This window comes from Candidatus Kuenenia sp., from assembly GCF_039794105.1.
GTDB lineage: Bacteria > Planctomycetota > Brocadiia > Brocadiales > Brocadiaceae > Kuenenia.
Genome location: NZ_JBDIWA010000039.1, coordinates 18769 through 31375 on the forward strand (window position 1 = coordinate 18769; position 12607 = coordinate 31375).

15 protein-coding genes are annotated in these 12607 nt (G+C 40.9%); 11 read left to right on the forward strand and 4 right to left on the reverse strand.

The features are described from left to right. The first annotated feature begins 70 nt into the window (after positions 1–70). The 7 genes from ABJL82_RS14480 to ABJL82_RS14510 all read left to right on the forward strand — a co-directional run bounded on the left by ABJL82_RS14480 (position 71) and on the right by ABJL82_RS14510 (position 4783). Entirely contained in the window at positions 71–250 is a 180-nt protein-coding gene (locus ABJL82_RS14480) for a hypothetical protein (RefSeq protein ID WP_347275412.1), read from the forward strand. A gap of 214 nt (positions 251–464) precedes the next feature. Further along, positions 465–761 carry a hypothetical protein gene (locus tag ABJL82_RS14485; protein WP_347275413.1) on the forward strand — a complete coding sequence of 99 codons (297 nt, stop codon included), beginning with the start codon at positions 465–467 and terminating at the stop codon, positions 759–761. Then, a complete protein-coding gene (locus tag ABJL82_RS14490) occupies positions 749–2917 on the forward strand; it encodes an AAA family ATPase (protein ID WP_347275414.1) in 2169 nt (722 codons plus the stop codon). The genes ABJL82_RS14485 and ABJL82_RS14490 overlap by 13 nt, the downstream gene beginning before the upstream one ends. Beyond that, positions 2917–3273, forward strand: a complete 357-nt coding sequence (locus ABJL82_RS14495; RefSeq protein WP_347275415.1) for a hypothetical protein — start codon at positions 2917–2919, stop codon at positions 3271–3273. Before ABJL82_RS14490 ends, ABJL82_RS14495 begins: the two co-directional genes overlap by 1 nt. A 38-nt stretch (positions 3274–3311) precedes the next feature. Further along, positions 3312–3497: a helix-turn-helix domain-containing protein gene (locus ABJL82_RS14500; protein WP_347275416.1), complete on the forward strand. Its 186-nt coding sequence runs from the start codon at positions 3312–3314 to the stop codon at positions 3495–3497. Beyond that, positions 3490–3960 (forward strand): hypothetical protein, encoded by a 471-nt coding sequence (locus tag ABJL82_RS14505; protein ID WP_347275417.1) that lies wholly within the window; start codon positions 3490–3492, stop codon positions 3958–3960. The genes ABJL82_RS14500 and ABJL82_RS14505 overlap by 8 nt, the downstream gene beginning before the upstream one ends. Next, positions 3953–4783: a DNA adenine methylase gene (locus tag ABJL82_RS14510; protein WP_347275418.1), complete on the forward strand. Its 831-nt coding sequence runs from the start codon at positions 3953–3955 to the stop codon at positions 4781–4783. The genes ABJL82_RS14505 and ABJL82_RS14510 overlap by 8 nt, the downstream gene beginning before the upstream one ends. A gap of 82 nt (positions 4784–4865) precedes the next feature. Here ABJL82_RS14510 and ABJL82_RS14515 read toward each other — a convergent pair whose 3' ends face one another. Both ABJL82_RS14515 and ABJL82_RS14520 read right to left on the reverse strand, forming a co-directional pair. Next, complete coding sequence (locus ABJL82_RS14515) at positions 4866–5123, reverse strand: hypothetical protein (RefSeq protein ID WP_099323726.1); 258 nt, start codon at positions 5121–5123, stop codon at positions 4866–4868. A gap of 382 nt (positions 5124–5505) precedes the next feature. Next, positions 5506–5694, reverse strand: a complete 189-nt coding sequence (locus ABJL82_RS14520) for a hypothetical protein (RefSeq protein WP_347275419.1) — start codon at positions 5692–5694, stop codon at positions 5506–5508. Positions 5695–5925: 231 nt separating this feature from the next. Here ABJL82_RS14520 and ABJL82_RS14525 point away from each other — a divergent pair, with 231 nt between their 5' ends. From ABJL82_RS14525 to gpmA, 4 genes are all read left to right on the forward strand, one after another. Beyond that, positions 5926–7098 carry a tyrosine-type recombinase/integrase gene (locus tag ABJL82_RS14525; protein WP_347275420.1) on the forward strand — a complete coding sequence of 391 codons (1173 nt, stop codon included), beginning with the start codon at positions 5926–5928 and terminating at the stop codon, positions 7096–7098. A 276-nt stretch (positions 7099–7374) separates the two neighbouring features. Then, positions 7375–8670, forward strand: coding sequence for a homoserine dehydrogenase (locus tag ABJL82_RS14530; protein ID WP_347275421.1), 1296 nt, complete (start codon positions 7375–7377; stop codon positions 8668–8670). A gap of 186 nt (positions 8671–8856) precedes the next feature. After that, positions 8857–10050 carry a cofactor-independent phosphoglycerate mutase gene (locus tag ABJL82_RS14535; protein ID WP_347275422.1) on the forward strand — a complete coding sequence of 398 codons (1194 nt, stop codon included), beginning with the start codon at positions 8857–8859 and terminating at the stop codon, positions 10048–10050. Positions 10051–10135: 85 nt separating this feature from the next. After that, complete coding sequence (gene gpmA, locus ABJL82_RS14540; RefSeq protein WP_347275423.1) at positions 10136–10831, forward strand: 2,3-diphosphoglycerate-dependent phosphoglycerate mutase; 696 nt, start codon at positions 10136–10138, stop codon at positions 10829–10831. A gap of 658 nt (positions 10832–11489) precedes the next feature. On the opposite strand, the gene ABJL82_RS14545 is transcribed toward gpmA, so the two are convergent. Next, on the reverse strand, positions 11490–11615 hold the full coding sequence (locus ABJL82_RS14545) for a hypothetical protein (protein WP_347275424.1): 126 nt from the start codon (positions 11613–11615) through the stop codon (positions 11490–11492). 136 nt (positions 11616–11751) lie between these two features. Next, positions 11752–11967 carry a hypothetical protein gene (locus ABJL82_RS14550; RefSeq protein WP_347275425.1) on the reverse strand — a complete coding sequence of 72 codons (216 nt, stop codon included), beginning with the start codon at positions 11965–11967 and terminating at the stop codon, positions 11752–11754. Positions 11968–12607: the final 640 nt, after the last annotated feature.

Here is a 12607-nt window from a genome sequence, read left to right on the forward strand (position 1 = left end):
AAATATAGCCTAGATCATGGCATTCGCTGTGATTTAGGCTTTTTTATTGGTTTTTTTTGGAGGCAGAAAAATGGGTAAAAACTTCTTTACGATGATGATGGACGATGGTCTACACAGGAAGCTAAAACTTCATGCAGTTGAAAACAACACTACCATGAGTTCACTGGTCACAAAGGCTCTTGGCTTGGTGCTGAACATAAAAGAGCTTGCACAGGAAGCAAGCAAAAAGGAACAGGCAAAAGAAAATTAAAAAATAGCAAACCAAACATGAGGTTAGGACGCAAAGCCATGGAATTTAGGAATTATTCTATGGTTGTTTTTAGGAGTTGGGAACATGAAATGAGATGTCGTGCGTGAAAGGGTAAGCCATGAAGCGGAGAGAGAATGTAATAAAAAAACCCTGCAAGTGGTGAGCTTACAGGGTTTTGAGTAAGGGTTAACTTCTTTAGGACATTATACAGACTATGGCAAAAAAATCAACTATCGTTTGCAAAAGTTGCGGGCTTATTGGTGAGCCTATAATCACGACAATTCCCTTACCCACTGGTAGCCATAAAAAGGCTATCTGTTCGGGGTGTAAAAAATTCATCAAGTTTCTGCCGCATAGTATACCGGCGCTTTATTTCGGGAAATACAAAGGTAAGACCATTGCTGAAATTGCACGTAAAGACCCGTCTTATCTGCAATGGATGGACAGCAATAATATCGGATTGGGAAGTGTAAAAACTGCAATAAAGGAGGCGCTGGCATGCCAAAAATAAGCATTTACAAGGACGTTATAGATACAGTAGGCATACCGACTGAAATGGGCAAAATCTTGTCTGCTATAAAAAATGGAAAGTGGAAGGAAAAAATTACAGAGCTTCGAGCGTTGCAGGACGGAAAAGCACAAAAAGCATTTAAAAACACCTTACCATGCTACACACCGTCGGGTCTTTTCAGTAAGCGAAATGCCGAAAGCCTGATATCACACAGCGGCGCTTTGCTTTTAGACTTTGACGCAAAGGATAACCCATGCCTGGTGGAAAATTTCAAAGAAATACGAAACGAGCTAATTGCAGATCCATACACTTATTTTCTATTCACATCATGCCGGGGTAATGGTCTTGCATTGGGGGTGCGAATAGAAAAAACGAAGCATTTGGAAAGCTTTCTTTTTCTTGAGCGTTACTACATGGAAAAGTATGAGCTTGTGGTTGACAAAGGGTGTAAAGACGTATGCCGGTTAAGGTTTATTTCTTACGACCCTGAGTTGTTTATCAATGAAAATGCTGAAATGGTTGTTCCGGATGTTTCGGCTGTAAAGGATACGGCGCCTACAACAAGACACGACCAGACCAGCAATGGCAACGTGTCAGATAGAGAGACAATGGATGACATCATCGCCAGCGGGGTTACCCTTGTAGACGACCACAGGCACGCAGACAGGGTGAAGATAGCGCACGCTCTGTCAACCGCTTTCGGCGAGTCTCTTGGACGGATATACACACACTCTATTCTATCTAAATGCGCTGACTATGACAGAGAAAAGACAGACAAGTATTTCACTAGCATTCACAAGAACAACCAAGGCACGGTAAAATTTGCGTCGATAGTTTTTTTAGCAAAACAGGCCGGTTATACCCCAACGGGGAAAGGGAAAATGAATATTGCTAAAAGTGCGGCTGAATGGAATCCCTGGGAAGCTACCAAGGTTGAAATTTTAACAATGGGTCTTACACATGCAGGCGACCTTCTTAATGAGCCAGAAGAGACCACAGACTGGCTTATTGAAGGGCTTTTACCGTCCGGGAGTTTTTCAATCATAACCGCAAAGCCAAAGGTCGGGAAATCTACACTGGTTAAACAGATGGCTTTGAACATTGCAAGGGGTTTACCTTTTTTTGGTAGAGAGGTTATGCAAGGTGCGGTTATCTATCTTGCATTGGAAGACAAGCGTTCTGAAATCCGAAAGCATTTAAGAGGGATGGGTCTAACCGCAAGTGACCCTTTCTACTTATACGCTGGCGGAGCGCCAGTGGATGCCATTAAAAGAATCGCAATGGATATTACAGTCATTAAACCGGTGTTATTGGTGGTGGATACATTATTCAGGCTTATCAGGCTTAAAGACGGCAATTCTTACAACGAGGTAACTAACGCTTTAAACCCTTTGATTTTGCTTGCAAGAGAATCCGGGGTATCTATCCTTGCCGTCCATCACAGTAAAAAAGGCGACAGTAACATTGATGACTGTTTGTTAGGCAGCACGGCAATATTTGGCAGCGTTGACACTACCATTCTTTTGAAGCGTTACGAGGGCTATCGGACAATCCAAAGCATGCAGCGATATGGCGAGGACATGCCGGAAACCGTGTTGGTTTTTGACAAGGCGACTGGATCGACTGATATCGGTGGAGCAAAAATGGATCAGGATATTCATTCTATGGAAAATGCAATCTTTGAGTTTTTGGGAAAACAGGTTGAACCGGTTGTGGAAAAGGTTGTCATGGATGAGGTTTTAGGAAAAAACGCACTAAAACGTAAAGCACTTCGCCAGTTGGTAAAAGAGGGGCAAATATTTAGAACAGGCAAGGGCGGAAAAGGCAATCCATTTCATTATTCTTGTACCCCAGAAAATACTTGTACCCCAGAAAAAACAGAAACCGGGTACAAGCAAAACGACAAAAAAAATGACCCTGAAAAAAATGCTTGTACCCTTGTACCCAAGTACATAGGGGTACAACAAAAAAAGAAAGACAAATCCGGCTGTGAACCGCATGGTTACTGTGAGGATTCTTGTACCCGTGTACCCGTGTCAGGGGAACAAGAAAAAACACAGCGGGTACAAGCAAATTCTGATGAAAAACTAACGCTTAATTCTGGTGAAAATGCGGATGATGAAATCCCTGAAATTGAATTTTTGGAGGTGAAATAATGTACAAAGTTGTGAGCGAATTTAAGGTGAAAGTCAAAGGCGAAGTGATGGTAATGGTAGCAGGTAGTGTGATTGATTTACCGGAAGCGGCAGCAACGATGTTTATTCAACAAGGCAAAATTGAAAAGGTATTTGAGCCGGTGGATGACCTTGACGAGCGTATGGCGATTATGGGCGAAAATACCAGTCCGGACGAAGTTTTGCCCTACGTGACAAGCTTTGATTCTCTGGTGATCCCGTTCAACAGTCCTTTGAGGTATCAGTATTGGAAGGGCGGGCAAAGTCCATGCGACACCCTGAAAGAGCTAGGGCGATGCGACTTGATTCCAAAATATCGTGACCCACATGGTAATTAACTTATTTTGTATCAATTTTTATAAAGGAGTAAATGTAAATGGAAGTAGTAAAAGGACTTATAAATATGGAAGAAGCGGCAAACTTCTTAGGCATTAAGAAAAGCAGTTTGTATAGCCTCACCATGAGGAAGCAACTTCCAGTCTGCAAACTTGGCAAATTGAACATGTTCCGCTTGAAAGACCTTGAGGCGTTCATAGAAAGCCGGATGGTGAACAATGACTAAAAAAGGCGAAACGCTAGAGAACAAAGCGGTAGACCGTAAGCCGTTAGTCTTTAGGAAGATAGACCTTGCGGAAGCGTTGAAACTGCGGCTGGTAAACAAGCTGACATATGGCGAAATTGCCAAACGTTTTGGCTGCCATAAGTCTGCTGTACATGGAGCGTTAAGCCGGTTTACCAAGATATTGAAAGAACCCGGTGAGATAGAGGCTTATTCGAAATACAAGGCAGACTTGCTGAATAGTGCAGAATTGACCATGCTTGAAAAAGTTATGGACACTGAGACAATCGAAAAAGCGAGCTTAAACAATGCGGCGTATGCCTTTGCGCAGCTACACAATGCTGGCAGGCTGGAGCGTGGCAAGAGTACAAGCAACGTTGATATGAGGCAGTTAACAATGAGTTTACAGGAATTGCAGGAAGAACAGCGGCGACTGGAAAAGGAACTGGAAACTTCAAATGCTTAGGTCACCAGTATGCAGAATTGGCGGCAAGTATCACTTAGCCGGGTGGTTATCGCAATTCATGCCGGGTCATGTTTGCTTCGTTGAGGTCTTTTCCGGTGCGGGTCATCTGCTTTTCAGCAAAAGACCTTCACCGGTTGAGGTCTTAAACGATATTGATAATTCTTTAATAAGCTTCTTTCAGGTGATAAAAGACGCTGAAAAGAGACAAGAGCTTGTAAAAATACTTGGATATATGCCGTATGCAAGAGGTCTCTGGCAGAAGATACGGACCCGATGGAAAGCTGGCAATTTACCACAGGATGAAATTGAGAAAGCGTCAGAATGGTTTTATCTTAACCGTTCTACTTATGGCGGGGATATGGCGACAGGGGGCTTTGCAATGCCTTCTATAACAGGTCGTAATCCGGCACAAAGCTATTGCAATACCATAGACAGCCTTGGGCATATTGCAAACAGGCTTCGGGGTGTGACGATTGAATGCCTTGATTATGCCGATTGTATAAGGCGTTATGATAGTCCGGGAACGTTATTCTATGTCGATTCTCCGTATTATGGCAGTGAGTATTATTATGGCGACAGTTTCACAGAAAACAGCCATTTAAAGCTGGCAGAATTGCTTCGTAGCATCAAGGGCAAGTGCATGATATCACACTATGCCAATAGCCTGTACGATGATTTATACAAGGGTTGGCAGCGGTATACGTATGAAAGCTTTAAAGGTAGTTATAAATCAGCCGGGGAAACAAAGCCTCTTACGACAGAAATTCTTTATATGAACTTCAAACCGGCTGTAAGCAGGAGCCTGTTCAATGCGATGGGATGATTTTTGGATCTTTGATAATTTCTTATTATGGGCGGTTTTCTTTGTGATAGTGCAGGCTGTTTGCCGGTGTATTTGTACCGGCTTATAGCAGTTTTGAAACAGCAACGGCAATGCTGGTGCAGCCTGCTACTATGGCAAATATCTTCATAAGCAAATCGGCATGTGATGCTTTTATGCGCAATTCGAGTTTGTCGAGTTTTTCGTTTATAAACTCTTTCAAATCCTTTTGTCCGTCTATATGTGATTGCTCTATGGTTTCGGCCAGGATTTCAGCTTGTGCATGTGTGAACCCGACAGACTCAAACTTTCTTATGTTTTCTAATTCTTTCGTTATAGGCATGGTTTTTAGTGGGAGCGTTTATGTTTTTTTTGAGTGTATAAAATAATACCCAAAACTATTCCACTAAGTATCATGGTTATTAAAAATGTCATTGCGAGATTACTCATTTTTTTTTACTCCTTCAAGTATGTATGCGCTAATAAACAGAAAAAGCGATAACGCAAAACCGTGTTTGTCAGAAATCTGACAAACAAGAAATCGACACCAAGAGAGAGCTTGCCAAGATAGCCGGGGTCAGCCATGACACTATTGCTAAGGTTAGTTATAGGCATGGTTTTTTAGTGGGTGTGCTTAGAATGCTTCTCTTTTCTGGCAATGAAAAAATATAACACCCATAAGGCGACTATCCCGACACCAAAGATTACTAAAAGGTTTGTTTCGTTCATTGGTTTATATCCTTTCTGTTTTCAATTTTAAAGGCTATAAAAAAAGCTGAACCTGTAAGCAGGATACCAAAAACCGTAACAAGCAGGCTGAACTTATGCGATACAAATTGACCTAAAATTAATGTAGCAAAAGAAAGCTTGCCGATATCGTAAATCGTTTTTGCTAAATTCTCATACTTTTTCATACACAACATTCTACTAAATACACTAATAAAAAGAAATAATAAATAAAGCAGATAAGAACACATAAGAAATACATTGACAATAATAAGAAAGTACGATAAGTACGTACGGTTTTACTGGTGTTGACGGACACAATAGAGAATATGCCTGATAAAACAGGCAATCAGGGGCAACGGCATTCTTGAACCGTCATTCAAGGGTGTTTGTTGCCTTTTTTATTACAGGGGGTGAAAATGGGAGTCAGGTTTAGAAAGTATTTCCCACAATGCAAGGGCAAGCGTAATGCTGGAGATAAGCATGGCAAGGTCGTTACAAAAGGGATCGACTGCAAAGGAAAGCGGGGGTCGCATTGTCCTTCAGGGGTATCTTTGCCTTGTGGAGCATGGGCGATTGATTACCGGGAAACGGACGGCAGGTGGGTGTCGAAGGTCTTTCCCGGCATATCACGGACGGAAGCCAGAGAGCGTTTAGAAGATATCCGGAGCAATATCAGACGGGGTATGATAGGGTTGCCGCAAACACGAAAGACACCTTCGCTGAAAGAATACACCAAAAAGTATTTAGAGTTTTCTAAGGGCGACAAAGAGAATACTTTACTGTCAAAGAAAAGAGCCATTAATGTATTGTCGCAGTATCTTGGGGATTACCGGCTGGACAAGATAACTACGTTTATCATTGAGAAATTCAGAATTGAACGCAGAGAAAAGGACAAGGTAAGGGATTCGGTCATAAATCAGGATGTTGCAATATTAACCCATTTGTACAATACGGCAATAAAAGAGGGGGTAATTGACAAAACTCCATGCCAGAACGTAAAGAGACTCAAGACAGCACAAACGAAAGACCGGATATTATCAGGAGCCGAAATAGCTTTATTGCTTGATAAACTGCAAGGAAAAGATCGCCTGATGGTATTGGTAGGACTCTTTACCGGGTTACGTTTAGGCGGTGTTTTAGGTCTTTCGTGGGCGGATATAGACTTTGAAAATGGTTTAATCACTTCTAACCACAAGACCGGTAAGATGGTATCAATCCCAATATCTGACTATCTAGCCGGGGAGTTGTTGCGGTATAAAGAAACGAATCCGGGTGACAAGCTATTCGTAGAGGACAAGGTAACAAACCGGGCGAGAATTAATCATAGCTGTCACTTTAGCAGTTTGTTCAAAGGCTTAGGCATTCAGAACTTTACATTTCACAATCTACGACATACCTTTGCCAGTCTCCTGCAAGGTGAATTAGGTATTGGTGCGGTGGTAGTGCAAGGCATGACAGGACATTCAAGCTTAGGAATGCTACAAAAATACTCTCATACCGGCATGGACTCAAAGAAGGTAGCTATCAACGCCTTGACTGAACATGTGTTAAATACAACACCAAAGACGGTATTTGCTATAGCACAATAAATAAAGTACGACTGAGGTACGACTTTGCTTTATGAACACCAGTAACGAATTACCTTGCAAGGCTACAGCGATAAGGCTTTCGGGGTAGCTTTCAGGTAGGAACTAACATTACAAGTATTAATTGTCGAAGAATATAAAACCATTTTTCAGAAAGCAAATTTCATTGACAATAAATAAATTGTTTCGGTATAGTGCATTTTTAATTCTTTCCGACAAAAGAATTGTACTTATTTTTTGCGTTCTATCGTACATTTTGAAAAACTCTCGGGATTAACTATGAAAAGAATACACGTAGGTATTATCGGTATGGGCACTATTGGGACGGGAGTCGCAAAAATTCTTCTGGAAGCCAATTCTCCCCTCAGGGAAAAACTAGACACTATCCCTGTATTAATGGGTATAGCCGATTGTAATCCTGATGCTAAGAATAAAATAGCTTTACCTCCTGCTGTGACATTTACCACTGACGCAAATACCTTATTAAATGACCCAAATATCCACATCATCGTCGAACTTGTAGGCGGAGCGACCATAGCAAAGGAAATTGTCATCAAGGCGCTTGAAAACGGAAAGGATGTCGTTACTGCAAACAAGATGCTCCTTGCCCTCCATGGCTCAGAATTATTCAGGAAAGCCCGCCAACACGGGAAAAGCATCTCTTTCGAAGCAAGCGTTGGAGGGGGCATTCCGATCATCGCAGAACTTAGAGACGGCCTTATCGCAAACAAGATTGAATGTATTTTGGGAATAGTTAACGGCACGACTAACTATATATTAACCCGGATGACCAAAGAAAACGTCGAATACAGCGCAACCCTTAAGGAAGCACAAGCACTTGGTTATGCTGAAAAAGACCCAACGATGGACGTTGAAGGCATTGATTCGGCGCACAAGCTTGCAATCCTTGCCAGGATTGGCTTTGGAGTGGATGTTGATTACGAAAATATTTATTGTGAGGGTATCAGTAAAGTCGAACTCTCTGATATATGGTACGCCCATGAGTTGGGATATACCTTAAAACTTCTTGCAATAGCAAAAAAGAGAGAGATTGGTCTTGAATTGCGGGTACATCCGACACTCCTGCCACACGAACACCCTCTTTCTTCAGTAAACGGGGTATTTAACGCCATCTGTATCAAAGGAAGCGCTGTTGGAGATTCAATGATATACGGAAGAGGCGCCGGAGAAATGCCCACGGCAAGCGCAGTAGTCGCTGATATTGTTGACGTGGCGCTCGGGAGAGCAAATATTACCTTCAATACAATGAAAATCTTTTCCGGGCAATGCGAACGCGTTTCCGTCGCCGATATGAAAGAGATAAAAACACGATATTACTTACGGTTCTCCGTAATAGACAAACCCGGTGTACTGGCAAAAATTTCCGGCATACTGGGAAATCATGAAATAAGCATTGCCTCGGTAATTCAACGACAGGCAAAAGAAAAGGGACATGTCCCCCTCATTCTGATGACCCATATTGCGGAAGAAGGCAATTTGCTGAATGCGCTTTCTGAAATCAAACAATTAGACGTCGTAAAAGATCAAACACGATTCCTGCGTGTTGAAGAATAAGCGCTGGATACAAATATTTTGACATTTTTAGCAAACACTTTTTTTACAAAAAGGTGAAAGGGATAAAGAGGAAAAAGGGTAAAACATTCCAAATGCTGTTTTTATTCTTTTTACGCTCCGTTTCTCCATCGAACCCCCCTTCTCTCCTTTTATTTTTTTCCGACTCGTTCGGGTTAGGAGACATTTTTGAAATACTGCATTATCATTCCTGACGGCATGGCAGATTATCCAATAGAAAAACTGGGAGGAAGGACGCCCCTTGAGACCGCCCGTACGCCATATCTTGACCTCTTATCTGAAAACGGCCGGATAGGCACCGTTCAGACGATTCCGCGAGGATTCCCTCCTGGAAGCGACGTTGCCAACCTTACGATAGTGGGATACAATCCAAGTGATTATTACACTGGCAGGGCCCCTCTGGAAGCGGCAAGTATTGGTATTCAACTGGAAGAAGAAGACTGCGCATTCCGATGCAATTTCATTACTGCCAACGAAGACACCCTGGTAGATTTTTGTGCAGGACACATTAAAACGGAAGAAGCGGATATCCTTATAAAACTGCTCAATGAACGATTCGGGAATGATGCTATCCAATTTTATACAGGGAAAAGCTACCGCCACATTATGGTGTATAAAGGTACGCAGAAAATAAACACCACATGTTTTCCCCCTCATGACATTATGGGAAAATCGATTAAAGCACATCTTCCAAAGGGGAAAGGAAGTGAAATCCTCATTGATATCATGGAACGCTCGCGGGAACTACTGGACAATCATGACATAAACAAGGTGCGTATTGACCTTCAGGAAAACCCTGCCAATATGATCTGGCTATGGGGTCACGGATATCGCCCCAGAATGCCTTCGTTCCAGGAACGATTCAATTTAAAAGGCGCTGTGATTACGGCAGTGGACTTGATCAAGGGCATTTCTCTCTATCTGGGATGGGACATTATAAACGTCCCCGGCGCTACAGGATACTACGACACTGATTACAGCAACAAGGGGAAATATGCCATTGAAGCACTGGAAAACCATGATATGGTACTGGTGCACATTGAATCGCCCGATGAAGCAGGACACGCAGGCAATATAAAAGAAAAGGTAACTGCTATTGAGCAAATTGACAGTAAGATTATCGGGCCAATTATAGATGCCGGGAACTCATTTCAGGAACTTCGTATTCTGGTGCTGCCGGATCATTACACACCAATTGAAAAAAGAACTCACACCCCGGAACCCGTGCCCTTTGTAATATGCGGCACCGGCATTCAAAAAGGTGATGGGAAGCCGCTTACAGAAGCAAATGCTGCGGCGTCAAAACTCCATATCCGCAAGGGTCACGAGTTAATCGAACACCTCATTTCAGGTTCTTTCTGAGATAAAACCACACGTTTGACCATAAATTTTATTGGGAAATTTCAACAAGCGAAACTGTTGCAAAACTGAGAAAGTTTTTAGACCAATGATAAAGCTGGTACTGGTAAGACATGGTGAGAGTATATGGAATTACGAAAATATATTCACCGGGTGGACGGACGTTGATTTATCGGCTCAGGGAATTACAGAGGCAAAACAGGCTGGGAGCATTTTAAAAAAAGAGGGATATGTTTTTGATATTGCCTTCACTTCCGTCCTTAAAAGGGCAATTAAAACCTTGTGGTATATTTTGGATGAAATGGATTTAGCGTGGATACCCGTACACAAAACATGGAGATTGAATGAAAGGCACTATGGCGCATTACAAGGCTTGAACAAAGCAGAGGTGGCTAAAAAATACGGGGAAGAACAAGTCTTTCTCTGGAGAAGAAGTTATGATACGCCTCCGCCCTCTCTTACGTTAACAGACAACCGTTACCCCGGCAACGACATCAGATACCGGGATCTTAGTAAAGAAGAAATACCTTTCACCGAGAGCTTAAGAGATACCATTTTTCGATTTTTGCCATACTGGAATGAGGTCATAGCACCTGCAATACGTGAGAAAAAAAGGGTTATCGTTGTAGCTCACGGAAATAGTTTAAGGGCTTTGGTCAAGTATCTTGATGATATACCAGACGATAAAATCGCCGGGTTAAGCATCCCGACAGGCATACCCCTTGTATACGAACTTGACGAAGGGTTAAAACCGACGTCAAAATATTATCTTCGCGGGAATTGAATGTTAAAGACGTGAAATTGAATGTGTTACCTTTTCATTTTTTTAAATAGATAATCCTACTATCCCGGATACTGCTATTGTAAATCTTGATCGAGTATTTTTCTTGAATCGCAAAGGATGCATTTTGGAAGCAAATAGTCAAACAAATCTGATTTTAGAAATTTAGCGGTAATTTGGCTTTTTAAAAAGCAGGGGGCGAAGCATTTGCCTGCATATAAGAAGAGATGTAAATGCTGTACATGTGCCAACTCCGGTCTGTTGAATAAGTTATACTGTAAACAAGCAAATGCTTCACCCCCCTGCTTGTAATGTTTTTCGAAAATAGATTTATTTGACTATACGCAAAAAGAGGAAATTAGGGACACTTCCCATATTTCTTGCTTGATTTGGTGACAAATAAGGGAAGTGTCCCTCTTTGTATCCTTTTGCACCCCCCATTTCTTAAAAGGGTATTTTTTACATTTTTTATAGCATGCTGGCCTTGTGTCTATTACGACTGTAATTAATTATAATAAAACCACTTACTACTTGCCAAAAATTCCGGCAGTTCCTTTTGATTCCTTTTCCGATTCCGCTGTGTTCGGTCACAATTTAGTCACAGTTTTGATTCTTATATTCGTGATTAAATCATTCCTTTGGATTTTAAGTCTTTAATGTTTTAATAAACTTCATCGTGAGTTCCGATATCTATTAGCAAAACTTCGTCATCATCTATAAACTTAAAAACCACTCTATAATCATAGGCAATGCTAAATGCCCAAAAACCCTCAAGTTTTCCCATCAATTTGTGTGTTTTTAATCATGTATGAAAGGGGGTTTTTGAAAATAACGCTATAGCTTCCCAAAATTTCTTTTTAAGTTCGTCATTATATTTTATCTTCTTTTTGTAAATCCGCTTAAAACCTTGATCCCATACTATTTTAATCACCTTCTAAATCCTTATATAAATCTTTTACAGTTCCTTTTTTAACTAATCCCTTTTTGAGATTAGTCATAGACTCTTTAGCTCTTTTCGCAATAGCATCCCTTTTAGCCTCTATTAATTGTTTTTTTATGACATCTATTGCATACTCCTTATCCTCCAATGGTAACTGGCTAAAATCTTCTATTAATTTATTTAAAGTATTAGTACCCATTCTTCTATACCTCCTCTAGATTTTATCTCTGATTTCTTTGGGGATAGTTACTTGGCCTTTAGAAGTGACTCTTACCTTCAATATAATCCCTCTTGTAGAAATTCCATTACTGACTAACAACAAATTTTTTCGTAATTCTTAATAACTGTGTTAAATGACAATCTTACCTGTCTATTAATGAATTCTGCTTCGCCACTCTCAATTTTCTTTTTTATTTTGTCAAGAATTTCTGCATGCCATGCAGGAAATTCGATTTCCTGGTCTTCGTGACACAAAGCATCCCATAATTCTTCTATTGCTTATAACCGTTCAACGGTAGACATTTTTTTAATTTCAGGAATAATCATAATATCTCCTTATTTATTATGAATGATCAAAATACGTTATTTTTACTATACAACTACAATTTTTATACAAAACAAGATGGGCAAGTTGACAGTCTCAAAGGTAGTTTTTTCATCGGCGAAGAAAAGGCATGCATAGATCACATACACATGTTTGTATCAATACCATTTATTGAGCATTTACGCAAAAAGGGTTTTTCAGTTGTCTGAAAAAAACTGAAAAACCCTTTTATTTATAAATTGCTGTTTTATCGTTATTATAAGGATGTTTTTGACTGCTCTGTTTTGCTTATATT

What these genes read in the sequence shown, in the direction of transcription:
- ABJL82_RS14550 (WP_347275425.1), bottom strand. Translation starts at nt 11,967, where the DNA reads ATGGGTACTAATACTTTAAATAAATTAATAGAAGATTTTAGCCAGTTA.
- ABJL82_RS14525 (WP_347275420.1), top strand. Translation starts at nt 5,926, where the DNA reads ATGGGAGTCAGGTTTAGAAAGTATTTCCCACAATGCAAGGGCAAGCGT.
- ABJL82_RS14490 (WP_347275414.1), top strand. Translation starts at nt 749, where the DNA reads ATGCCAAAAATAAGCATTTACAAGGACGTTATAGATACAGTAGGCATA.
- ABJL82_RS14500 (WP_347275416.1), top strand. Translation starts at nt 3,312, where the DNA reads ATGGAAGTAGTAAAAGGACTTATAAATATGGAAGAAGCGGCAAACTTC.
- ABJL82_RS14530 (WP_347275421.1), top strand. Translation starts at nt 7,375, where the DNA reads ATGAAAAGAATACACGTAGGTATTATCGGTATGGGCACTATTGGGACG.
- ABJL82_RS14515 (WP_099323726.1), bottom strand. Translation starts at nt 5,123, where the DNA reads ATGCCTATAACGAAAGAATTAGAAAACATAAGAAAGTTTGAGTCTGTC.
- ABJL82_RS14480 (WP_347275412.1), top strand. Translation starts at nt 71, where the DNA reads ATGGGTAAAAACTTCTTTACGATGATGATGGACGATGGTCTACACAGG.
- ABJL82_RS14510 (WP_347275418.1), top strand. Translation starts at nt 3,953, where the DNA reads ATGCTTAGGTCACCAGTATGCAGAATTGGCGGCAAGTATCACTTAGCC.
- ABJL82_RS14520 (WP_347275419.1), bottom strand. Translation starts at nt 5,694, where the DNA reads ATGAAAAAGTATGAGAATTTAGCAAAAACGATTTACGATATCGGCAAG.
- ABJL82_RS14495 (WP_347275415.1), top strand. Translation starts at nt 2,917, where the DNA reads ATGTACAAAGTTGTGAGCGAATTTAAGGTGAAAGTCAAAGGCGAAGTG.
- ABJL82_RS14485 (WP_347275413.1), top strand. Translation starts at nt 465, where the DNA reads ATGGCAAAAAAATCAACTATCGTTTGCAAAAGTTGCGGGCTTATTGGT.
- gpmA (WP_347275423.1), top strand. Translation starts at nt 10,136, where the DNA reads ATGATAAAGCTGGTACTGGTAAGACATGGTGAGAGTATATGGAATTAC.
- ABJL82_RS14505 (WP_347275417.1), top strand. Translation starts at nt 3,490, where the DNA reads ATGACTAAAAAAGGCGAAACGCTAGAGAACAAAGCGGTAGACCGTAAG.